Genomic DNA, 22,405 nt, shown 5'->3' on the forward strand with positions numbered 1-22,405 from the left:
AGGTCGGAGGTCGCAGACGTCGACGTCTGCGGCACGTCTCGCGGGTTCGAGAACGGCGGGGTCGGGCAGGTGGGGCTGTGGTCCATCATGCCTCACTCGCTGTACGCGCTGTCAAGCGAATCCGCCGACGCTCCTCACGTCCGGCCGGATGGCTCGCAGGCGTCGCCTGCAGCAGGGCGCGCGTGTAGGGATCCTTCGGCGCCGCGTACAGCTGCTCCGTCTCGCCGAGTTCGACGAGCCGGCCTCGCCGCATCACGCCGACACGGTGTGAGATGTGCCGGACGATGCCCAGGTCATGCGCGATGAACAGGTAGCTGACTCCTGTGTCCCGCTGAAGATCCATGAGCAGGTTGATGATCTGGCTCTGGGTCGACAGGTCGAGCGCGCTGACGGCCTCGTCGCACACGATGAGGCGCGGTTCGAGCGAGATCGCTCGCGCGATCGCGACCCGCTGCTGCTGACCGCCCGACAGCTCGTTCGGGAAGCGGTGCAGATGCGATGTGTCCAGTCCCACGCGCTCGAACGCATCATGAGCGCGCCGCTCGATCTCCCGCGCGTCCGTGATTCCATGACGGCGCAGCGGCGTCGCGATGGCGTGCCACACGAGCCGGCGCGGGTTCAGCGACAACGAGGGGTCCTGGAAGACGGCCTGCACGTGCTTGCGGTACGCCAGCGGCGGGCGTGCTCCCCAGCGTGCGATGTCGTCGCCCGCGAAGCACACAGTGCCGCCCGTGATCGGTGCCAGGCGCAGGATGGCCCGGCCCGTGGTCGACTTGCCCGACCCCGACTCGCCCACGAGTCCCAGCGTCTCGCCCTCGCCGATCGTGAACGTCACGTCATCGATGGCAGGTGCCGACGAGCGACCGAAGGGACCCTTCGGGTAGGCGACCTGCAGGTTCGTGACCTCGAGCAGCGAAGCGGTCATCAGCGCACCTCCATCAGATCGATCTCGGCGTCGATCGCCGCACGCTCCGCGGCGTCGATCGTGCGGAGCCGGCCGGTCTCCCCCGCGTTCGCGGGGTTCGCGGCGAGCAGCGCACGCGTGTACGGGTGGTGCGGGCTGTCGAACAGCTGCGTCACCGGGGCGTCCTCGACGATCCGGCCGCGGTACAGCACCGCGGCGCGGTCGCAGGCCTCGGCCACGACACCGAGGCTGTGAGTGATCATGAGCACGCCGAGGCCGTACTCGTCGCGCAGGTCGAGGATGAGGTCGAGCACCTGGGCCTGGGTCGTCACGTCGAGCGCGCTGGTCGCCTCGTCCGCGATGAGGAGGTCGGGTTCAGCCGCGAGCGCCATCGCGATCGCGACGCGCTGCGCCATGCCGCCAGAGAACTCGTGCGGGTAGGCGTCCAGACGCCCCGCCGCGTCGACCACACCGACGCGATCCAGCAGCTCGACGGCGCGCTTGCGGGCGTCGGCCGTCGACATGCCCTTGTGGATCCGCAGCGGCTCGGTGAGCTGGCGGCCGACCGTGTGCACGGGCGACAGCGCCGCCATGGGGTCCTGGAACACCGCACCCATGCGCGCGCCCCGGTACTGCTGCAGCTGCCGCGACGTCAGCCCGGCGAGCTCCTCGCCGTCGAGCCTGATCGAGCCATGCCGCAGACGCGTGCCGGCCGGCAGCATGCCGAGCACCGCGCGAGCGAACGTGGACTTGCCGGAACCGGACTCCCCCAGGATGCCGACGATCTCCCCCCTCGCGACCGTCAGAGACGCATCCTTGACGATGTCGACCTCCTCGTACCGCGAGCGGTCGAGGGCCACGGTCACGCCCGAGACCGCGAGCAGCGGGGCATCCTGGGCCGCGGGTGCATTCCCCGGCTCGACGACCGGTGCGGCGGCCTTGGGGGCGGGACGCGGCTTCAGCCGGCGCTCTCCTGTCAGAGCGTCGTTGAGGCCGTCGCCGAACACGTTGAAGGCAAGCACCGTGAGGACGATCGCGATGCCCGGGGCCCAGGTGAGGTAGGGCGCAACCGACTGCTGCTCCAGGGCGAGCGAGAGCATGGCGCCCCAACTGGCGCTCTCGGCGTCCAGGCCCACGCCGAGGAAGCTCATGGCCGACTCGATCGTGATGGCAGAGCCGATGTACACGGCGGCCTGGGTGATCACCGGGCCCGCGACGTTGGGCAGGATCTGCCCGAACAGCACCTGCGCCTGCGTGAGACCGGCGACCTCTGCCGCCTCGACATACGCCTTGCGCCGTTCGGCGAGCACCGAGCCGCGGACCATGCGCACGAAGCCGGACGCGAAGACCAGGCCGATCGCGAGCATGAGCACCCACATGGTGCGGCCGAGGATCGCGACGACCGTGATGCCAATGAGCATCCCCGGAAGCGACTGCAGCATGTCGATGCCGCGCATGCCGATCCGGTCCCACCAGCCGCTGCGGTACCCGATGAGGAGCCCGATCGGCACGCCGATGAGGGCCGCGACGACGACCGACCCGAAGGCGACCACGAGCACGATCCGCGCGCCGTACAGCAGGGTGCTCAGCTGGTCGCGGCCGAGGTCGTCGGTGCCGAGCGGGTGCGCGGCGGACGGGGGCTGCAGGATGGCGCCGAGGTCGGCCGCCGTGGGGTCGTAGGGAGCGATGAGCGGCGCGAACATCGTGATCAGCACGAGCAGCGCGAGGGCCGCTCCGGCGACAAGGGTGCCGGGCTGCCGACGCAGCCTGGCAAGCACGCGCGCCACGTCGCTGCGCTTTCCGCTCGGGGCGGGCCGAGTGCGCACGACGGCGGTCTGGGTCTGGCTCATGCGGCCCTCGCCTTCGGGTCGATCAGGCCGTACGCGATGTCGATGAGCAGGTTGACGGCAATCACCAGCACGGCGATCAGCAGCACGCCGCCCTGCACGACGGCGAAGTCCTTGCCGGTGACGCTGCGCAGCATCAGGGTGCCGATGCCCGGGAAGGCGAAGACCTTCTCGATGGCGAAACTGGTGCCGATCATGACGCTCACCGTGATGCTGGACGCGCCGAGCACTGGGACCATCGCGTTCTTCAGGGCGTAGCGGCCGATGAGCCGGCTCTGCGGCACGCCGGCGGCCGTGAGGGAGTCCATGTAGCGGGCCTCACGTGCACCCGCCAGGGACGAGCGCAGCTGGCGGGCGATGAGCGCGCAGCCCACGATGCCGAGCGACAGCGAGGGCAGGACCATGCCGCGCAGCCATCCGACGATGTCGCTCGTGAGGGGCACGTACGACACCACCGGCAGCCATCCCAGCTGCACGGCGAACACCAGCAGCAGCACGATGCCGATCCAGAACTCCGGGATGGACAGCGACAGCGAAGACAGCGCGGTGGAGATCCGGTCGCGGAGCGAACCGGGCTTGGTGCCGCCGAGCAGTCCCAGCGCGAATCCGAACACGGCGGAGACGACGAGGCCGCCCCCGATCAGGGAGAGCGAGGCCGGCAGCCGCTCGGCGAAGAGCTGCGTCACGGGCCGGGCCGAGACGTAGCTGGTGCCCAGGTCGCCCTGCAGCACGCCGGCGTACCAGCTGCCGAGCCGCTCGAAGAACGGTCGGTCGAGGCCCAGCTGCGTCTCCAGCTGCGCGATCGACTCCGGGTTCGCGGCCGTGCCGAGCACCGCCGCGGCGGCGCTGCCCGGCACGAAGTACGTGAGGGCGAACACCACGAGGCTCAGCAGCGCGAGCTGCGGCACGACGAGTGCGATGCGCGACGCGATGAGGTTCAGCATGCGTCTTCCCTCCTCTCCCTGATCGAGTGCGGCGTCATCGGCGGATCACGAAGCAGGCGTGACGTCGCGGTAGTTGATGAGCTTGGGCTCCCACAGCTCGGCTGGCTGCGCGATGCCCTCGACGACCTCGGGGTTCCAGGCGATGGTCTCCAGCCCGCGGGCGTGGGCGCAGGTGAGCGCCTCGTCCGACACGACCTTCATGGCCTCGCCCCACAGCTCGGCGGCTTCCTCGGAGCCGCCGGCGGCGATGGCGGCGTCGGCGGCCCTCTTCAGGGCCTCGCTCTCCACGCCCGACGGGTTGCCGGGAGCGTCCGCGGCGAACCACGAGTTGTACCACTCGAAAGGCGTCGCCTCGTCATTGCTGCCGAGGCCCATCGGGTAGCGGCCCGAATTCCACTCGCCGCCGAACTGAGGCGGGGGCACGGTGCTCACGGTGGCCGAGATGTCGCCGATCTGCGAGAACTGCTCCACGTACACCTCAAGCTGGTGCGCGTTGTACGGCGCCGCGATCAGCTCCATGGAGACCGAGGGGCTGCCCGCGTCGCTGTAGAGGGTCTTCGCCTCGTCGAGGTCGCCGCCGTAGCCGGCGATGTCGGCGCTGTAGCCGATCTCGCCCTCGTCGAAGTGCTGCGCCGCCGCCTCGTGCTCGCCGCTGATCTCGCCGAACTGCGCGACGTCGATGGCCGAGCAGACCGCCTGACGCAGCTCCTGCGACTCGAAGACGCCGCCGGGGCCCCGATCGAAGAAGATCACGTTGTTGCGGATCGCCGGGAACTGGATGTGCTCGATCGCCGATCCCTCGAAGCGCGGCAGGACGGTCGGCTCGACCTCGGTGACGTCGATCTCCCCGTTCAGCAGAGCGGCCGCCGCGGCCTCCGGCTCCGCGATCGCGTACAGCTCGATGTTGGCGAACCCGGGGGCGTCTCCCCAGTAGTCCTCGAAGGCGGTGAACGCGAGACGGGTGCCCGTCACCGACGTGTCGGGAGAGTAGGCCCACGGCGAGGTGCCCACCGGGTGCTGGGCCGCGCTGTCGTCCGCCAGCGAGGCGGGGCTCGCGATGGGGAGGGTCCGCGTGGTGAGCGTGTGCGCGATGGCCGGGTTGGGGCCCGCGAGGTTGAACCGCACGGTCAGATCGTCCACGACGTCGACCGACTCGATCGACTGCAGCACACCCGCCGCAGGGGTCGCGCCGGCCTTCACGTACTCAACGTTGGCCTTGACCGCTTCGGCGTCGAGCGGCGTTCCGTCATGGAACGTGACGCCGTCGCGCAGCGTGAGCGTGATCGCCTCGTCGGTCAGCTCGTAATCGGTGGCGAGGAACGGCTGCGGAGTGCCGTCGGCACCAGGAGCGAGCAGCGTCTCGTAGGGCACGCGCAGGAGGCCGCCTTCCATCTCCTGTCCGGGCGCCCAGTTCTCAGGGAACTCGCCGTAGTTGATGCGCAGCGTCGCGTCTGCGGCAGCGGGAGACTCTCCGCCATCCGGGTCGGTGTTGGTCGCGCCGCCGGTGCATCCGGCGAGCAGAAGGCCGGTGAGGGCGAGAGGAGCGAGAGTGAGGGGGATTCGGATCTTGCGCTGCATGTAGACGCCTCCTTGCGTGATGGTGCAGCTCGATGCGGACACGGCTGCGTGCCCTCGGGTTGGCGCCACGCTAGCCAGCCGCTGCTCCCCGCCCCAAGCGGCGGACGGTCACGCTAACCGTGCAGGATCGTCACGTTCCCCGACCGTGCCGCTGTCGTAGCGTGTGCCGTGACGACGCCGTCTCCCTGCGACCGCCCGAGGACGACGCGGCGTCCCAGACCATCCGCTCCCGAGAGGAAGGCGCCCGATGACGGTCGTCGACATCAACATCCATCACCTGCCCGAGGACCTCTTCACGAACGAGAAGATCCTGAACGGCTTCCTGAATTCGGCCCCGCGCGGCTTCGGCGAGATCGCCACCGTGGGCACCGCCGACGACGGCAAGCCGCAGCTGATCCTCGAGAAGCCCAAGGGATACCAGAACCTCAACTACGTCGATGGCGACTACTCCGCCGAGGCGAAGCTGGCGGCGATGGATGACGCCGGCGTCGACTACGGCATCATGCGCGTGCCGGTGTGGCAGGAGTGGCTGGATCTCGAGACCTGCAAGGCCGTCAACGACAACGCCGCCGAGATCGTGAAGCGCTCGAACGGCCGCCTCTTCTCGACCGCGTGCGTCCCCCCGTGGGGCGGCAAGGAGAACATCTACGAGCTGGAGCGCTGCATCGATGAGCTCGGTGTCGTGGGCGTGCAGCTCGCGTGCCACTACGGCCAGCTCTACCTCGACGACGAGGTGTTCAAGCCGTACCTGAAGGTGCTGAACGACAAGGGCCTGCCGGTGATCGTGCACCACACTCCGCTGCCCGTGGAGTGGAAGTCGGTCATCGACTACACGAACCTGCGGCGCGAGTACGGGCGCATCATGGACCAGGGCATCGCCGTGGGCCGCGAGCTGTTCAGCGGCATGTTCGACGAGCTGCCGAATCTGAAGTTCATCCACACCATGCTCGGCGGCAACTGGTTCGCGAGCGCGCAGCTGCTCACGCCCCACAAGCCCGTGAAGGCCGAGTCGCTGAGTCGCCTCGACCCGACCGGTGGCGAGAAGATTCGCCAGTACATGGACGAGAACATCTTCTTCGACCTGACCCACCCGCACTCCTGGGGCAAGAAGCAGATCGAGGCCGCGCTCGAGATCTCGGGGGCCGATCACTACATGTTCGGCTCGTCGTTCCCCGTGTTCCGCAGCTGGATGAGCCAGGGCGTCGAGTTCCTGAAGAACGAGATCGAGGTGTCGGACGAGGACCGCGAGCTCGTGCTGTGGAAGAACGCCAAGCGGATGTTCAACCTCCCCATCTGATCTGCATGGGCGCCGCGCGCGCCCACCCCGATCGCTTACAACGAAGTAGGTACACGCATATGACCATCAGCTCCGTTCTCGTCATCGGCGGCGGCATCGGCGGCCTCTCGGCGGCCATCGCACTGCGTCAGCAGGGCTACGAGACGACCGTCATCGAGCGCTACCCGGATATGCACGCGTCGGTGTTCGGCGTCGGCATCATCCAGCCGGCCAACGCCCTGCGCGCACTCGACATGATCGGCTGCGCCCAGGCGTGCATCGAGGCCGGCTACCCGGCCAAGCAGTGGGGCCGGATGCTCGACGTCGACGGGAACCACCGATTCGATATGCCGGGCATCCGGATCGAGGGGTCCACGCTGCCGCCACTCAACGGCGTCACCCGCCCGAAGCTGCACGAGATCCTGACGAACCGCGCCGAAGAGGTCGGCGTCGAGATCCACTACGCGGCCGAGTTCGCCTCGCTCGTCGAGAACGCGGACTCGGTCACCGCGACGCTCGTCGACGGCCGCGAGTTCACCGCCGACATCCTCGTGGGAGCGGACGGGGTCCGTTCCAAGGTGCGCCACCATGTGCTCGGCCACGACATGCAGACGGAGTACATCGGGCAGTCGGCGTTCCGCGTGAACATCCCGCTGCTGCCCGAGATCGACTGCATCATCCTGCAGGGCGACGACCAGGGCATGGCCGGCTACGTGCCCATCGGTCCCGACCTGGCCTACATGTTCTACAACGCGCACATGGGCACGCATGAGCGCATCCCGCACGATCAGCTCGCGCCTCGCCTGCGGGAGTACCTGGCCCGCTTCGGCGGTCTCACCGCCCGCGTGCGCGACGAGTTCATCACCGACGACGCCGACATCGTGCTGCGCCCCGAGGAGTCGATGGGCACGCCGAAGCCGTGGCACAAGGGCCGCGTCGTGCTGATGGGCGACGCGGTGCACGCGATCACGCCGCACCTCGGCCAGGGGGCCGCCCAGGCGATCGAGGACGGCGTCGTGCTGGCCGACGCCCTCGCGGCGCACGACGTGCTCGAGAACGCGTTCCTCGAGTACACCGAGCGCCGCTACGAGCGCTGCAAGCTCGTGGTCGACACGTCGCTCGCCATCGGCGAGTGGGAGATGGGCCGCCTGCCGGGCTTCGACAACGTCGCGGCCACGAACCACGTGCTCGACGTGATGGCCCAGCCGCTCTGACCGGTGCCATCGGACGAAAGGAAGCCGCATTGCTGCCCACCACGAATCATCAGCCGCCGTTCGCCATCACTCGTGCTTCCCACGTGAGGATGCAGGTGACCGACCTCGAGAAGTCGCGCGACTTCTATCGAGACGTCATCGGCCTGGTCGTCACGGAGGAGACCGATGACGCCGTGTACCTGCGCGGGTGGGAGGAGACCGCGCACCACAGCCTCGTGCTCGAGCGCGGTGACGAAGCGAAGGCCCTGCAGGTGGGCCTGCGGGTGCGCACCGACGACGACATCGCTGCGGCCGAGCGCTTCTGCAAGGACGCCGGGCTCCCACACGAGCGCGTCGAGCTCGATCACCAGGGACCGACACTGCGGTTCGTGGACCCCGTCGGCACGCACCTGGAGCTCACCTCGTCGATGAGCCTCGAGCGGAGGCGTCACCAGGACTTCGCCGACTTCGTCGCGGGCGCCCCCCAGCGGCTCGATCACTTCCAGGTCGTCACGTACGACGTGCAGACCGCCACCGACTTCTGGGCGTCGCTGGGCATGCGCCTGGCGGAGTTCACCGCGACCGACGGCACCGACGAGCTCTGGGGGTCGTGGATGGAGGTGAAGGGCAACACGCACGATCTCGTGTTCACCAACGGCCGGGGGCCGCGCCTGCACCACTGGGCGTATACGGTTCCCGACGCGACTGCCCTGCTGCACGCCGCAGACGTCGCGGGCGACCTCGGCTACGGCGACGACATCGACCGCGGGCCGGGCCGGCACGGCATCTCGAACGCGCTGTTCCTGTACCTGCGCGATCCGGATCAGCACCGCATCGAGCTGTTCACGACGCACTACCAGTTCATCGACCTCGAAGAGGAGCCGATGCGCTGGGACGTCTCCGACGCCCGCCGCTCCCAGCTGTGGGGCATGCCCGCCAGCCGGCGCTGGTTCTTCGAGGCGAGCGAGTTCCCCGGCGAGGACGTCCGCGAGCCGCTGCTGCAGGCGACCCCCGCCACGCTCGAGGACGTGCTCAGCATCCACTGAGATCCGCTGCTGCGGCTTTCGGCCCCGCTCTCGTCGAGAACGGGGCCGAAAGCCGCACCGCTCACTGGATCGGAATCCGCGCCCACACGAGATTGTGATCCGAACCGTGGAAGGCCGGATCGAAGCGGCCTCCGGAGAGGCGCACATCGACGCCGTAGGAGAACGCGCTGCCGACACCGCGCGTGTAGATCCCGTCGATCCACTCCGCCTGCAGCTCGGATGCGCTCAGCGCACCGGGCACGCCGTTCGCGACGAACGTGCCCGACTCCGCCGACTTGTACCGGATGTTCGTGCGCGCCGCGGCAGCCGCGGCATTCGTCCACCCGAGCTGGATCATCCGGGCCTGCGCGCCCTTCGTGCCGTCGTAGCTGCCGCCGCTCACGGAGGGTCGCGCCTGGATCGAGTCGTTGAAGTCGGCGAGCAGCACGAGATCGCCGCACGCCGGGGCACGCTCGGTCATGTACGCGGAGATGCGTTCGACGGCGGCGCGGCGCCGAGCCACTGCGGCGCTCGAGGTGTCGTTGGGCGTGAGGTGCACCGAGACCGCGCAGAACGGGCGACCGGTCGCGGCCACGGTGAACCGCGCCCACTCGAAGGGCTGGTCCGCTGTGCTGGAGCCGACGTTCCAGACGGCGTCGCCGACGAGCTGCTTGGTCGACACCGTGGCGGCCTCCTGCAGGCGAAGGTGCGCCGGATCATAGAAGAGGTGAGCGCCCGGGACGCTCGTGGACGACGGCCGGAACCGGTCGCCGGGGATGACCGCCTGGTGACGGGTGAGCAGGGCGTCCAGATCCTGGATCATGTTCCCCCGCCCGGTCCCGGCAGCATCGGCGTTGAGCTCCTGCAGGGCGACCAGTGCGGGATCGACAGCGTCGATCGTGCGCGCCACCGCCGCGCCGCGGGTGCTCCACGGCACCGACGTGACGGCCTTGACCGAGCCCACGTTGTAGGTGGCCACCGTGATCGCCGTCGACGCTGCCGCCGCCTGCGGCGTGGGCACCATGGTGTCCACGACCGTGCCGGCCGACACCCACGTGCGCGACCCCGCGTCGTACCGCTGCAGCTGCGCCGCCACACTCATCCCCGTCGCCTGCCCGATCGCGTTGCGCCAGGCGGCATTCAGAGGGATGTCGACGTTCTTCCGCCCAGCGGGCACCGAGAAGGTGGCCCGCCAGACCGCCCCCGCCACGTCGCGGGCGGTGTTCAGGTCGTCGAGCCGGCGCCCCAGCACGACCCGCAGCGGGGTGCCGGCCGGGTGCTCCTTGTTCCACGAGACCCGCAGCCGGTCGGCGGCGCGCGTCTCGATCACGGGGGCGTCGCTCTTCGGCACGAGGCGGAAGTCGAGCTGCTCCATGCGCAGCGACTGGCCGGACGTGCCGGCGAACGACGCCGCTCCGGTGCCGCCGTTGCGCCACGGCTGCCACCCGATGCGCTGCACGTGCGCGCGGTACTGCAGCACGTAGCGGTCGGCGAGCGGACCGGTCAGGTAGGCGTAGAAGCCCTCCAGACGCTGGCTCTTGCCGCGCGACCCGGCGAAGGCGCCGTCCTGGCGCCACCCCTGCCAACCCTCCTTCTGGATGTGCACGCGATACACGATCGACGAGCCGGGAGCGTTGGCGAGCCGCAGCGTCATCCCCTCCACGCGCAGCGCTCGGCCCGAGGTGCCGAGCGACAGGGGGTTCGCGGCGGCGGGCTTCTGATCGCCGATGCGCTGCACGTGCGCGGTTCCCGAGATGAGCGGGCTCATGACGGCCGCATCGGCGGACCGCGGTGCGCCCGTCAGCGCCGCCGCCACGACGGCGAGCACCACGAGCAGCGCCGCCCAGGCACGGCGCTCGCTCGGCGCGCTGCGGGCTGCTCGAGAGATCGTCTGCATCTTCATTCCTCCGGTCGGGCGACCCGGTGCGCCCGCGAGCGTCCGATGCTATGCGCGGGGGCTGACAGCGAACAGGGGGTTGCGCGGTCGCGTCGTCGCGGGGCGATGCCCTCCGTCGCCCTACCCTGGTGAGGTGACGCGCGACCGGCTGGCCCTGTGGGTGACTCCGCTCGTTCTCACGCTCGTGGCCGCAGCGCTGCGCTTCATCGGCCTCTGGCATCCGCAGGAGCTCGTTTTCGACGAGACGTACTACGTCAAGGACGCCTGGACGCTGCTCCATCTCGGCTACGAGGGCAGCTGGCCCGAGGAGGCCAACGAGCGCTTCCAGCAGGGCGACACCGACATCTACTCCCCCGCCGCGAGCTACGTCGTGCATCCACCTCTCGGCAAGTGGCTGATCGCGATCGGGATGGCGCTGTTCGGCGCCGACAGCGGATTCGGATGGCGCTTCTCGGCCGCTCTGTTCGGAACGCTGCTCGTGCCCCTGGTGTACGCGATCGCGCGGCGCCTGTCGGGCTCGACCGCCGTGGGCGCGGTCGCGGGCGGTCTGCTCGCGATCGACGGCTTGGCGATCGCCCTCAGCCGCGTGAGTCTGCTCGACGGGTTCCTCGCGTTCTTCATCACGCTGGCGTTCTGGTTCCTGCTGCTGGATCGGGACCGCACATCCGCGCGCTTCGACAGGGGCGACGGCTACGCCGGGCCCGTGTTCTGGAACCGCCCCTGGATCGTCGCTGCGGGGGCCTCTCTCGGCGCCGCGACCGCGGTCAAGTGGTCGGGGCTGTACGTGCTCGCCGGCGTCGGCATCGCCCTGGTCGTCGCCGACGCGCTCGCCCGCCGCCGGGCAGGCGTGCGGGAGTGGTACGCCGCCGCCCTCGTGCGCCAGGGCCCTGTGACCTTCCTGCAGCTCGTGCCGATCGCCGCCGTCGTGTACGCGATCTCCTGGACCGGCTGGCTCGTGACGACCGGCGGATACGACCGGGGCTCCGACCCGAACCCGCTGATCGCGCTGTGGAACTACCACTCGTCGATGTACGGGTTCCACGTGGGACTCACGAGCTCCCACCCTTACGCGAGCCCGGCCTGGCAGTGGCCGCTGCTGCTGCGCCCGACCGCGATGTGGCTCGGCCGCCCCGAGGCAGGCGAGGCCTCCTGCGGCTGGAGCGACGACTGCATCGCCGTGATCGGCAGCCATCCGAACCCGGTCACCTGGTACGGCGCATGGGCGGCGGTGATCCTGATCGCCGTGCTGCTGGTCCGACGCCGTGCCGGGACCTACGGCTTCGGGTTCGCGTTCGTGCTGACGGGGATCGCAGTCACCTACCTGCCGTGGCTGCTGTACCCGTCGCGCACGATCTTCCAGTTCTACACGGTCGCGATGCTGCCGTTCCTCGTGATCGGTCTGGCGCTGGCCCTCGGGTGGCTGGCGCGCCCGCGCGACCCCGTGATCGTGCGCGACCCGAGCCCCTCGGAGGTCGCGTACGCCACGCGAGCCGCGGCGACCGAGACGCGCGCCTGGCGGCTCGTGGCGGCGGTGTTCCTCGTGCTCGCGGTGCTCGCGGCGGTGTTCTTCCTGCCTCTGTCGACCGGCTTCCTGGAGCCCTACGACCTGTGGCGCCTGCACAACTGGCTGCCGGGCTGGGTGTGACGCCCGCATACGCCGGAGAAGGCCCGAATGGGGTCTCCATTCGGGCCTTCTGCGGCGAACGTCCGCTCAGTTGAGCTCAGTGGGGTGGGCACCCACGCGGCCCGAGCCGTCGAGCGGGTCGAGCGCGTCGATCGCGGCGACCTCCGCGTCGGTCAGCTCGAAGTCGAACACATCGAAGTTCTCAGCCATGCGCTCGGCGCGCACCGACTTCGGGAACACGATGAAGCCCTTGTCGAGGTGCCAGCGGATCACGACCTGGGCGGGCGTCTTGCCGTGCGCTGCGGCCGCGTCGGCCACGGCCTTCTCGCCGAACAGGTCGTACTTGCCCTGGCCGAGCGGTCCCCACGACTCGATGTGCATGCCGTGGTCAGCCGCCCACTGCGTGATCTCGCGCTGCTGGTACGCGGGGTGCAGCTCGATCTGGTTCACGGCCGGCGTCACGCCGGTGGCCTCCACGATGCGCTCGAGGTGCTCGACCAGGTGGTTCGAGACGCCGATGCTCTTGGCCTGCCCCGCGTCGCGGATCTCGATGAGCTTCTGCCACGCGTTGACGTAGTTGTCGTTCTTCGGAGCGGGCCAGTGCGTCAGATAGAGGTCGACGTAGTCGAGGCCGAGCTTCTCGAGGCTCTCGGAGATCGCGGCCCGGGGCTCGTCGCCCGCCTGGCGATCGTTCCAGAGCTTGGTGGTGATGAAGAGCTCCTCGCGCGGGATGCCGCTCTTCGCGATGGCGGCGCCCACCCCCTCCTCGTTCTTGTAGATCGCCGCCGTGTCGATGTGACGGTAGCCGGCCTCGAGGGCCTCGCTGACGGCCTTCTCGGCCTCGGCCGGCGGAACCAGGAAGACGCCGAAGCCGAGCTGCGGGATCTCGAAACCGGAGTTGAGCGTGATGGTGGGTACGGTCATGTCGTCCACCCTATGAGCGATCCCGGACACCGAAGGCGGGCTTGACGAATCCTGTCCCGAGGGCTTCCGCTCCGCTCACGCGAAGACGCGGTCGATCGCGGCGACCCGCTCGAACAGCCGGTCGAACACGTTCATCCGGTCGAACTGCAGCGCATGGGCCCGGGCGCGTTCCTCCCAGGCGGCGCGCTCGGCCGGGCTCATCCCGAGGGCCCGGTCGATGCTCGCGGCGATCTGGTCGGGCGCGTCGACGTCGATGATCATCGCCGTGTCACCCACGGCCTCCCCCACGCCGCCCGTCAGCGTCGTGATCGCGGGGCCGCCCCCCGACAGGGCCTTCTCGGCGAGCGCGATCCCGAACGTCTCGATGAACTCGGGGCGCGGCTTGGTCGGCAGCACATAGGCCGCAGCGCCCGCGAAGAGGTACGGCTTCTCGGCGTCGTCGACGTCGGTGAGGAACCGGATGCGCTCGGCCGCCGGCGACGCCGCCGCGATGCCGCGCAGCTCCTCCTCCTCGGGGCCGCGACCCGCGATGATCAGCTCCGTGCCGCCCGCCGCCTCCGACGCAGCGAATCCGGCGATCAGATCCTCGACGCCCTTGGCCCGCGCCAGCCGCGACAGATAGAACACGTAGCCGTCGCGCTGGAGCCCGCGGGCCGCGAGGCGCCGGTCGAGCTCGGCCCGGTCGAGGCCGAGGAACAGCGACGCGTCGATGGCGGGGTACGAGATCGCCACCTTCTCGTCGCACCGCTCGGCGTAGCGCGTGCCGTGCATCGCGTCGAGCAGGCGGGCCTCCTCGACGATGAGATCCTTCGTGTACTGCGACACCGCGACGCACACATCGCTCGCCAGGTACGACTCGAGCACATGCGCCGCGGCCCCGAAGCGTCCGTCGGTCACGCACTGCCGCACGACGTTGGTGACATCCGAGCCGACCGCCTCCGCGACGGTCACCACGTTCACCGGCAGGCCCGTCCTGCGCGCGACCTCCACAGCGTCGGTCACGGCCGTGGTGTGCGGGCTCAGGTACAGCGACATCGCCACGGTGGGCACGCCGTCGGTGAACAGCTCGACGAGCCGGCCCACCAGTCCCTGGATGTAGCGGCCGTCGACCACCTTGTAGTCGCCCACCGGCTCGGGACGCTCGACCGTGATGCCGTCGCTGTAGGGCAGCACCGAGTCCAGGGGCTTCAGCGGCAGTCCCGCGGCCTCGAGGCGCTCGATGGGCCACGTGACGATGCGCACCTCGTCGAACCCGCGCTTGCGCGCCGCCTCCGCCAGATTGCGGGCCTCCCCCGAGTGCCCGCAGATCACCGGATCGGCTCGGACGACGATGACGAGGCGGCGGGACATGGGCGGCTCCGGGGTCGGGGGCACGTGGCGTCCGGTCGCGGCGCGTCCGGGTGCGGGCGATCGTACGCGATGGATGTGTCAGCCCGATAGCCGCCGAAGAAACGCGGGCTCCTCGGCCCGCTCCTCGGGCGCGTCGGGCGCCCGCGGCCGGTAGACGAAGGTGACGAGCACGACCGAGATCATCATGAGCAGCAGCCACGAGACGAGCTTCGACAGCGACACGAGCTGCCAGCCGTCGGCCTGGTCGGGATAGATCCACGCGCCCGCCGCCGTGCCGATGTTCTCGGCGATCCAGATGAAGAACGCCACCCCGGCGAACGCGATCAGCACCGGCATGCGCCGCCACGGCCGGGTGCGGTGGTTGCGGAACAGCATGGTGCAGCGGGCATAGAGCAGCCCGACCAGCGCCAGCAGCACCCATCGCGCGTCGGGCAGGTAGTGGTGCGAGAAGAAGTTCGCGTAGATGCCCGCCGCCACCACCGCGGTCGCCCACAGCGGCGGATAGCGGTCGAAACGCAGCTCGAACAGACGGAAGACGCGCACCATGTACGACCCGACCGCGGCGTACATGAAGCCGGTGTACAGGGGCACGGCCGCGATGCGCAGCACGCCATCGCCCTCGTAGCTCCACGAGCCGACGTCGGTCTTGAAGATCTCCATCACGGTGCCCACCACGTGGAAGAGCAGGATGACCCACAGCTCGCGACCGCTCTCCAGGCGGAACACCAGCATGAGGATCTGGATGGTCACGGCCGCGATCACGAGGGCGTCGCTGCGCGCGAGCACGGCGTCGTCGGGGTACCAGAGCCGCGCCGCGACGATGGCTCCGAGCATCGCGGCGCCGAAGATGCACGCCCACGCCTGCTTCAGCACGAACACCGAGAACTCCACGAGCGCGCGGCGCCCGGGTCCGCCCGCGGCGAGCGCGTCGAGCCGACGCGACGCCCAGTCGTCGATGCGCTGCTCGACCGGTGTGAACGCCCGGCGCTCGTCGGGGCGAGAGGGGTCGGGCGACATGGGCCGATCCTAGGCCGCCATCTCGACCACAGCCGCAACGACGCCGGTCGCATCCGCGACCTAGACTGGAGGGCTATGCCCGAACCCCGCATCTCCTACCCTCCCGAGCTGCCGGTCAGCGGCGCACGGGACGAGATCGCGCGCGCGATCGAAGACCACCAGGTCGTGATCGTCGCGGGCGCCACCGGCTCGGGCAAGACGACGCAGCTGCCGAAGATCGCGCTCGAGCTGGGCCGTCAGCGCATCGCCCACACGCAGCCCCGGCGCCTCGCCGCGCGCACGATCGCGGAGCGCGTGGCCGAGGAGCTCGCCGTGCCGCTCGGCGGCGTGGTGGGCTACAAGGTGCGCTTCACCGACAAGGTGTCGGACGCGACGCGCATCGCGCTGATGACCGACGGCATCCTGCTCAACGAGATCCACCGCGACCGCACGCTGTCGCGCTACGACACGATCATCGTCGACGAGGCCCATGAGCGCTCGCTCAACGTCGACTTCCTGCTGGGGTACCTGAAGCAGCTGCTGCCGCAGCGCCCGGATCTCAAGGTGATCATCACCTCGGCGACGATCGACCCCGAGTCGTTCGCGATGCACTTCGCCGAGCAGGACGGGACGCCCGCCCCGATCATCGAGGTATCGGGCCGCACGTTCCCGGTGGAGATCCGGTATCGGCCCCTCGTCGCCGACGCGTCGGACGACGGGCAGGATGTCGCCGCGTACGACGTCGAGGACGAGGTCGGCGGCATCGTCGCGGCGCTGCGCGAGCTCGACCGGGAGGCACCCGGCGACGTACTGGTGTTCCTGCCCGGGGAGGCGGAGATCCGCGACGCCGCCGATGCGGTGCGCGGCGCCTTCCGGGATGAGCGCGCACCCACCGAGGTGCTGCCCCTGTACGGCCGCCTGAGCGCGTCCGAACAGCACCGCGTGTTCGAGCGGTCGACGGTCGCCGGCGTCAAGCGCCGCGTGATCCTGTCGACCAACGTCGCGGAGACCTCGCTCACGGTGCCGGGCATCAAGTACGTGATCGACACGGGCACCGCCCGCATCTCGCGCTACAGCAACCGCGCCAAGGTGCAGCGTCTGCCGATCGAGGCGATCTCGCAGGCATCGGCGCAGCAGCGCTCGGGGCGCGCGGGGCGCACGAGCGCGGGCATCGCGATCCGGCTCTACGGCGAAGACGACTTCGCGCGCCGTCCCGAGTTCACCGAGCCGGAGATCCTGCGCACGTCGCTCGCGTCGGTCATCCTGCAGATGCTCGCGCTGGAGTTCGGAGACATCTCGGAGTTCCCGTTCCTGACCCCGCCCGACTCACGCGGCGTGAAGGCCGCGCTCGATCTGCTGGTCGAGCTCGGTGCCGTGGTGCTCGCGCGCGACGGAGCGGCGCGGCTGACGCGCGTCGGCCGCGACATCGCGCGGCTGCCGATCGACCCGCGTTTCGCACGCATGCTCGTCGAGGCCCACCGCAACGGCACGGTCGCCGAGGTGCTCGCCATCGTCTCGGGGCTGTCGATCCAGGATGTGCGCGAGCGGCCGGAGGAGCAGCGCGAGCAGGCCGACCAGTCGCACGCGCGCTTCGCCGACCCCACGAGCGACTTCCTCACGCTGCTGAACCTGTGGAACCACCTGCAGGAGAAGCAGTCGGAGCTGGGCTCGAGCGCCTTCCGCCGGCTGTGCCGCGCGGAGTTCCTGAACTACGTGCGCGTGCGCGAGTGGTTCGACGTGCACCGTCAGCTGCGCGGCCTCGCGAGCGGACTGGCACCCCGCAAGGGCAACCGACGTGCGAGCGCGGCGAGCGAAGCGAGCAATGAAGACCTCGTCCAAGCCCTTCCGGGAGCGCAGGCTGACGCGATCCACCAGTCCCTCCTGGCGGGCCTGCTGTCCCAGATCGGCATCCTGGACGAGCGCGAGAAGGGCAGGGACCAGGGCCGACCCGGATCCGGCAGGGGCGCGGAGTATCGCGGGGCGCGCGGCATCCGGTTCTCGGTGTTCCCGGGCTCCGTGATGCGCAGGCGCCGCCCCAAGGCCGTCATGGCGGCCGAGCTGGTGGAGACGTCGCGCCTGTTCGCGCGCACGGTCGCGCAGATCGATCCGGCGTGGGCCGAGGCGCTGGCGGGCGACCTGGCCAAGCGTCAGGTGACCGAGCCGCACTGGTCGAAGGATGCCGGGGCCGCGGTCGCCTACGAGAAGGTCACGCTGTACGGCGTCGAGATCGTGCCGCGCCGGCGCATCCAGTTCGCGCGCGTCGACCGGCCGGGTGCGCGCGAGCTGTTCGTGCGGCACGCGCTCGTCGACGGCGAATGGGATCCGTCGCGCCTGTCCAAGGACCTCACGGCGTTCCTGCGTCAGAACGCCGAGCTGCGCCGCCGCCTCGAGAGGCTCGAGGAGCGCGAGCGGCGTCGGGACATCCTGGCCGGAGACGAGGCGGTGTTCGCGTTCTACGACGCGAGGATCCCTGCGGAGGTGTTCGACGTCCGGTCGTTCGAGTCATGGTGGCGCGAGTCGCTGAAGCGCACGCCCCGGCTGCTGACCATGCGGGAGTCGGACCTGGTCGAGGGCCAGGCGACGGCGGACGCACGCGACTTCCCCACGCGGTGGACGCAGGGCGACCAGACCCTGAGTCTCGCGTACCGTTTCGAGCCGGGGGCCCCGGACGACGGCGTCACGGTGGTCGTGCCGCTCGCGCTGCTCGCCTCGCTCGAGCCCGTGGGGTTCGACTGGCAGGTGCCCGGCATGCGCTCGGAGCTCATCACCGCCCTGCTGCGCGCCCTGCCGAAGGCCATCCGTCGCCACGTGGTGCCGGCCGCGGACTGGGCTGAGAAGCTCGCGGTCGAGCTGCGCGGCTCCGGCCCCGAGGATCACGCCGGCCGCCCGCCCGAGAGCCTGCGCGAGGCGCTCGCGCGGCGGATCCAGCGGGTGGCGAACCAGCCTGTGCGCGCATCCGACTTCGAGATGGATCGCGTGCCGGGGCACCTGACCATGTCGTTCCGCGCGGTCGACGAGCGCGGGCGCGCGCTCGGATCGGATCGCGACCTGGGGGCGCTGCAGGAGCGGCTGGCCGGCCGCGCGCGACAGAGCGTGGCGCGCTCGCTCGACCGCGAGGCCCGGCGCGGCGGCCCCGCTGAGGTCGCGGTCGGCTCCGCTCGTCCGGTGCGGGAACGCACGGGCCTGACGGAGTGGGACTTCGGCGAGCTGCCCGAGATCGTCGACACGAAGGTCGCGGGCGGCGTCGTGCGCGGCTACCCCGCGCTGATCGACGAGGGCTCGTCGGTGGCGCTGCGCGTCGAGGCCACCCCCGAGCGTGCGGCCTTCGAGACGCGTCGGGGTGTGCGCCGACTGCTGCTGCTCGCCGTGCCTTCCCCTGCCTCGTACGTGCAGGAGCACCTCACGGCGAACGAGAAGCTCGTCCTCGCGGCCTCGCCGTACTCCTCGGCCAAAGCTCTGATCGAGGACTGCCGCGCGGCCGTCGCCGACGCCGTGCTCGAGCGGGCCGGCGCGCTCCCCCGCACGCCCGCGGCGTTCGACCGGCTGCGCGCGGAGGCGACCCGCGGGTCGGTCGACGACGTGTTCGCCTGCGTCTCGCTCGTGGCGCGCATCCTGAGCGCCGCTCGGGAGGTGGAGCGCGGGCTGAAGAAGTCCAACTCGATGGCACTGCTCGGTCCGCTCGGCGACATCCGTGGGCAGCTCGCGGGACTCGTCCATCCGGGGTTCGTCTCCCAGACCGGCCTCGCGCGGCTGCAGCACCTGCCCCGATACCTGGAGGGAGCGCGCGTGCGCCTCGAGGCGCTGCCCGACAACCCGGGACGCGACCGGGCCTGGATGACCGAGCTCGAGCGCGCCACGGCCGCGTACGCCGAGGCGGGCGGCACGATCCCCGTGCCGCCGGACGCCCCCGCGCATCTCGTGCGCGCGCGCTGGCTGCTCGAGGAGCTGCGCGTCGGGCTGTTCGCGCAGCGCCTGGGCACCGCCGAGGCGGTGTCGGTGCAGCGGCTGCAGAAGGCCCTGCGCGGCTGAGACCACGACCCGACGGCGTCCTCGTCCGCGCACCCCGAAACCGCGCCGAAACGCGGGGAAACTACAATCGAGAGGTCCCCCTGCCTTCGCACCGCCGATCCTCCGGCCTCGATAGGAGCATCATGCCTTCGACCGTCACCGTCCGCCCGCTGATCGGAATCGCCGCGCTCGCCGTCTCGGGCCTGCTGCTGGCCGGCTGCACCGGCGGCGGCGACACTGCGGCGCCCTCCGAGTCGCAGGCGCCCGCTCCCGAGACCGACGTCACCGCCGACGACACGCTGCACAGCATGCTGCCCGCCGAGGTGCAGGAGTCGGGCTCGGTCGTGGTCGGCACCGAGGCCGGCTACGCGCCCTACGAGTACATGGACGCCGACGGCTCGACGATCATCGGCCTCGACATCGACCTGCTGGACGCCGTCACGGCGCGGCTGGGCATCGAGTACCAGCTCGAGAACGTCGCGTTCGACACGCTGCTCCCCTCCCTCGACGCCGACCGCTTCGACCTCGTCGTCGCGGGCATGACCGACACGGTCGAGCGACAGGCCAACTACGACTTCGTCGACTACTTCAACGCCGACCAGGCGATCATGGTCCCGGCCGGCAACCCCGAGAACATCGACTCGCTGCTCGACCTGTGCGGCAAGCCGGTGTCGGTGCTGGTCGACTCGACGCAGCAGACGATCCTCGAGACCGCGAGCGTCGAGTGCCCCGACCCGATCGAGATCCTGACGCAGGCCACCGACTCCGACGCGCTTCTGCAGGTGCAGCAGGGCCGCACGGTCGCGATGCTCACGCAGGAGGCCACGGGCCGCTACAACGCCGAGCAGATCGGCGGCGGCAGCGCCTTCGAGGTCGCCAACCAGGAGTCGATCGACCCGGCGCCGCTGGGCTACGTGTTCAAGAAGGGCGACGACGAGCTCGTCGCCGCGTTCCAGGCCGCGCTGCAGTCGCTGCTCGAGGACGGCACGTACGAGGAGATCCTCGGCGCGTACGAGCTCGAGGGCTCGGCCCTGGACGAGATCACCGTCAACGGCGCCGACGAGTGAGCCCGGACCGCCCCATGAGCGCCGAGAAGGCGGCCCCTGCGCCGAGTGCCGCACCGCCCCGGGTCGTGCCCGTACGGCACTGGGGACAGTGGATCGTCGTGGCCGTCCTCGTCGCGCTCGCGGCGAAGCTGGTCGCCGACATCGCGGCGCACAGCACCGTGCGCTGGGACGTGGTGTTCTCGCGCTTCGGCGCGCAGGCCGTGCTCGAGGGGCTCGGGATGACCGTCGTCCTGACGATCGTCAGCATGGTGCTGGGCGCGGCCCTGGGCATCGGCATCGCGATCATGCGCCTGTCGAGCAACCGCCTGCTGTCGGCCTTCGCCTTCGGCTTCGTGTGGCTCTTCCGCGGCACGCCGCTGCTCGTGCAGGTGCTGATCTGGTTCAACCTGTCGCTGTTCCTGCCCCGGATCGATCTCGGGTTCGCCACGGTGCAGACGAACGCGATCATCCAGCCGTTCACGGCGGCCATCCTGGCTCTCGCGCTCAACGAGGCCGCGTACATGGCCGAGATCGTGCGCGGCGGCATCCTGTCGGTCGACAAGGGCCAGGCCGAGGCCGCCGGCGCACTCGGCATGACGCCCGCGCAGACCATGCGGCGCATCGTGCTGCCTCAGGCGATGCGCTCGATCCTGCCTCCCACGGGCAACGAGCTGGTGACGCTGCTCAAGGAGACGTCGCTGGTCTCGATCATCGGCGCGGGCGATCTGCTGTTCCGCTCGCGCCAGATGGGCACGGGCGACTTCACCCAGATGGAGATGTTCCTCGTGGCGAGCGCCTGGTATCTGGTGCTCACGAGCGTCGCCAGCATCATCCAGACCGTGGTCGAGCGCCGTTTCGACAAGGACCGTGCGCCGTCGGGGTGGCTGGCCCGGCTGCTGCCGATGCGCGAGCGCAAGGAGGTGGCCGCATGACCGCCGTCGTCACGGAGCCGCTCGTCACGATCCGGGACGTCGAGAAGTCCTACGGACACAACGACGTGCTCAAGGGAGTGAGCCTCGAGGTGCACCCGGGCGAGGTCGTCGGCATCCTGGGCCCGTCTGGATCGGGCAAGTCGACGCTGCTGCGCTGCATCAACCACCTCGAGGATGTCGACCGCGGCGAGATCCGCGTGGACGGGGTGCTGGTCGGCTACCGGGAGCACCGCGGCCGGCTGCACGAGCTGCGCCCCAAGGAGGTCGCGGAGCGCCGGCAGGACATCGGCATGGTGTTCCAGCGCTTCAACCTGTTCGCCCACATGACGGCACTCGAGAACGTGATCGAGGCGCCGCTGCGCGTGCGTCGACGCGCCAGGGCCGAGGTGCGCGAGGAGGCTCTGGCGCTGCTCGACAGCGTGGGCCTCGCACACCGCGCCGACGCCTACCCGTCGCAGCTGTCGGGCGGGCAGCAGCAGCGCGTAGCGATCGCCCGCGCCCTCGCCATGAAGCCCAAGGTGATGCTGTTCGACGAGCCGACCAGCGCGCTCGACCCCGAGCTGGTCGGCGAGGTGCTGGGCGTCATGCGCGCCCTCGCCGACGAGGGCATGACCATGATCGTGGTCACGCACGAGATCGGCTTCGCCCGCGAGGTCTGCGACCGCGTGGTCTTCATGGCCGACGGCGTCGTGGTCGAGCAGGGCCCGCCGTCGCAGGTGATCGACGCCCCGCAGCACGAGCGGACCCGCACGTTCCTGGCCCGCATGTCGCGGTGACTGCGGCCTGCGCCCGGCGCGGAGATCTGCACCGATCCGTGCCGGATCGGCCGATGCGCTCCGCATGCGTGGACTTCTCCGCCGC

Annotated in this window: 16 protein-coding genes; 8 read left to right on the forward strand and 8 right to left on the reverse strand. The window is 70.4% G+C overall.

The genetic code is table 11. The features are described 5' to 3' along the window. Nucleotides 1–85: 85 nt before the first annotated feature. The 4 genes from ABTW64_RS05575 to ABTW64_RS05590 are packed head-to-tail and all read right to left on the reverse strand — an operon-like array spanning nucleotide 86 to nucleotide 5,273. On the reverse strand, nucleotides 86–925 hold the full coding sequence (locus ABTW64_RS05575) for an ATP-binding cassette domain-containing protein (protein WP_350620097.1): 840 nt from the start codon (nucleotides 923–925) through the stop codon (nucleotides 86–88). After that, nucleotides 925–2,754, reverse strand: a complete 1,830-nt coding sequence (locus ABTW64_RS05580) for a dipeptide/oligopeptide/nickel ABC transporter permease/ATP-binding protein (protein WP_350620099.1) — start codon at nucleotides 2,752–2,754, stop codon at nucleotides 925–927. Before ABTW64_RS05580 ends, ABTW64_RS05575 begins: the two co-directional genes overlap by 1 nt. Then, on the reverse strand, nucleotides 2,751–3,695 hold the full coding sequence (locus tag ABTW64_RS05585; RefSeq protein ID WP_350620101.1) for an ABC transporter permease: 945 nt from the start codon (nucleotides 3,693–3,695) through the stop codon (nucleotides 2,751–2,753). Before ABTW64_RS05585 ends, ABTW64_RS05580 begins: the two co-directional genes overlap by 4 nt. 45 nt (nucleotides 3,696–3,740) lie before the next feature. Beyond that, the gene (locus ABTW64_RS05590; protein ID WP_350620103.1) at nucleotides 3,741–5,273 is read right to left on the reverse strand and encodes an ABC transporter substrate-binding protein; all 1,533 of its coding nucleotides are present in this window, start codon (nucleotides 5,271–5,273) and stop codon (nucleotides 3,741–3,743) included. 247 nt (nucleotides 5,274–5,520) lie between these two features. Between ABTW64_RS05590 and ABTW64_RS05595 the strand changes: the two genes are divergently transcribed. Genes ABTW64_RS05595 through hpaD form a run of 3 tightly spaced genes read left to right on the forward strand, consistent with a single transcriptional unit; the run spans nucleotide 5,521 to nucleotide 8,788 of the window. Then, nucleotides 5,521–6,570 (forward strand): amidohydrolase family protein, encoded by a 1,050-nt coding sequence (locus ABTW64_RS05595; RefSeq protein ID WP_350620105.1) that lies wholly within the window; start codon nucleotides 5,521–5,523, stop codon nucleotides 6,568–6,570. A gap of 59 nt (nucleotides 6,571–6,629) precedes the next feature. Further along, on the forward strand, nucleotides 6,630–7,763 hold the full coding sequence (locus tag ABTW64_RS05600) for an FAD-dependent oxidoreductase (RefSeq protein WP_350620107.1): 1,134 nt from the start codon (nucleotides 6,630–6,632) through the stop codon (nucleotides 7,761–7,763). Between the two features lie 29 nt (nucleotides 7,764–7,792). Next, complete coding sequence (gene hpaD, locus ABTW64_RS05605; protein ID WP_350620109.1) at nucleotides 7,793–8,788, forward strand: 3,4-dihydroxyphenylacetate 2,3-dioxygenase; 996 nt, start codon at nucleotides 7,793–7,795, stop codon at nucleotides 8,786–8,788. Between the two features lie 61 nt (nucleotides 8,789–8,849). Here the strand turns inward: hpaD and ABTW64_RS05610 are convergent, their stop codons facing one another. Further along, nucleotides 8,850–10,664 carry an endonuclease/exonuclease/phosphatase family protein gene (locus ABTW64_RS05610; RefSeq protein ID WP_350620111.1) on the reverse strand — a complete coding sequence of 605 codons (1,815 nt, stop codon included), beginning with the start codon at nucleotides 10,662–10,664 and terminating at the stop codon, nucleotides 8,850–8,852. Nucleotides 10,665–10,797: 133 nt separating this feature from the next. Between ABTW64_RS05610 and ABTW64_RS05615 the strand changes: the two genes are divergently transcribed. Then, the gene (locus ABTW64_RS05615) at nucleotides 10,798–12,309 is read left to right on the forward strand and encodes a dolichyl-phosphate-mannose--protein mannosyltransferase (protein ID WP_350620113.1); all 1,512 of its coding nucleotides are present in this window, start codon (nucleotides 10,798–10,800) and stop codon (nucleotides 12,307–12,309) included. A 66-nt stretch (nucleotides 12,310–12,375) separates the two neighbouring features. On the opposite strand, the gene ABTW64_RS05620 is transcribed toward ABTW64_RS05615, so the two are convergent. The 3 genes from ABTW64_RS05620 to ABTW64_RS05630 form a co-directional block, all read right to left on the reverse strand. Next, nucleotides 12,376–13,212, reverse strand: coding sequence for an aldo/keto reductase (locus ABTW64_RS05620; protein ID WP_350620115.1), 837 nt, complete (start codon nucleotides 13,210–13,212; stop codon nucleotides 12,376–12,378). A 75-nt stretch (nucleotides 13,213–13,287) separates the two neighbouring features. Beyond that, nucleotides 13,288–14,562 (reverse strand): glycosyltransferase, encoded by a 1,275-nt coding sequence (locus ABTW64_RS05625; protein ID WP_350620117.1) that lies wholly within the window; start codon nucleotides 14,560–14,562, stop codon nucleotides 13,288–13,290. 78 nt (nucleotides 14,563–14,640) lie between these two features. Then, nucleotides 14,641–15,579: a DUF817 domain-containing protein gene (locus ABTW64_RS05630; protein WP_350620119.1), complete on the reverse strand. Its 939-nt coding sequence runs from the start codon at nucleotides 15,577–15,579 to the stop codon at nucleotides 14,641–14,643. Between the two features lie 75 nt (nucleotides 15,580–15,654). Here ABTW64_RS05630 and hrpA point away from each other — a divergent pair, with 75 nt between their 5' ends. From hrpA to ABTW64_RS05650, 4 genes are all read left to right on the forward strand, one after another. Then, on the forward strand, nucleotides 15,655–19,587 hold the full coding sequence (hrpA, locus tag ABTW64_RS05635) for an ATP-dependent RNA helicase HrpA (RefSeq protein ID WP_350620121.1): 3,933 nt from the start codon (nucleotides 15,655–15,657) through the stop codon (nucleotides 19,585–19,587). A gap of 122 nt (nucleotides 19,588–19,709) precedes the next feature. Next, entirely contained in the window at nucleotides 19,710–20,633 is a 924-nt protein-coding gene (locus ABTW64_RS05640; RefSeq protein WP_350620123.1) for an ABC transporter substrate-binding protein, read from the forward strand. A 14-nt stretch (nucleotides 20,634–20,647) separates the two neighbouring features. Beyond that, nucleotides 20,648–21,544 carry an amino acid ABC transporter permease gene (locus tag ABTW64_RS05645; RefSeq protein WP_350620125.1) on the forward strand — a complete coding sequence of 299 codons (897 nt, stop codon included), beginning with the start codon at nucleotides 20,648–20,650 and terminating at the stop codon, nucleotides 21,542–21,544. After that, a complete protein-coding gene (locus tag ABTW64_RS05650) occupies nucleotides 21,541–22,320 on the forward strand; it encodes an amino acid ABC transporter ATP-binding protein (RefSeq protein WP_350620127.1) in 780 nt (259 codons plus the stop codon). The genes ABTW64_RS05645 and ABTW64_RS05650 overlap by 4 nt, the downstream gene beginning before the upstream one ends. Nucleotides 22,321–22,405: the final 85 nt, after the last annotated feature.

It is taken from the genome of Microbacterium sp. NPDC096154 (assembly GCF_040302945.1).
Lineage (GTDB): Bacteria > Actinomycetota > Actinomycetes > Actinomycetales > Microbacteriaceae > Microbacterium.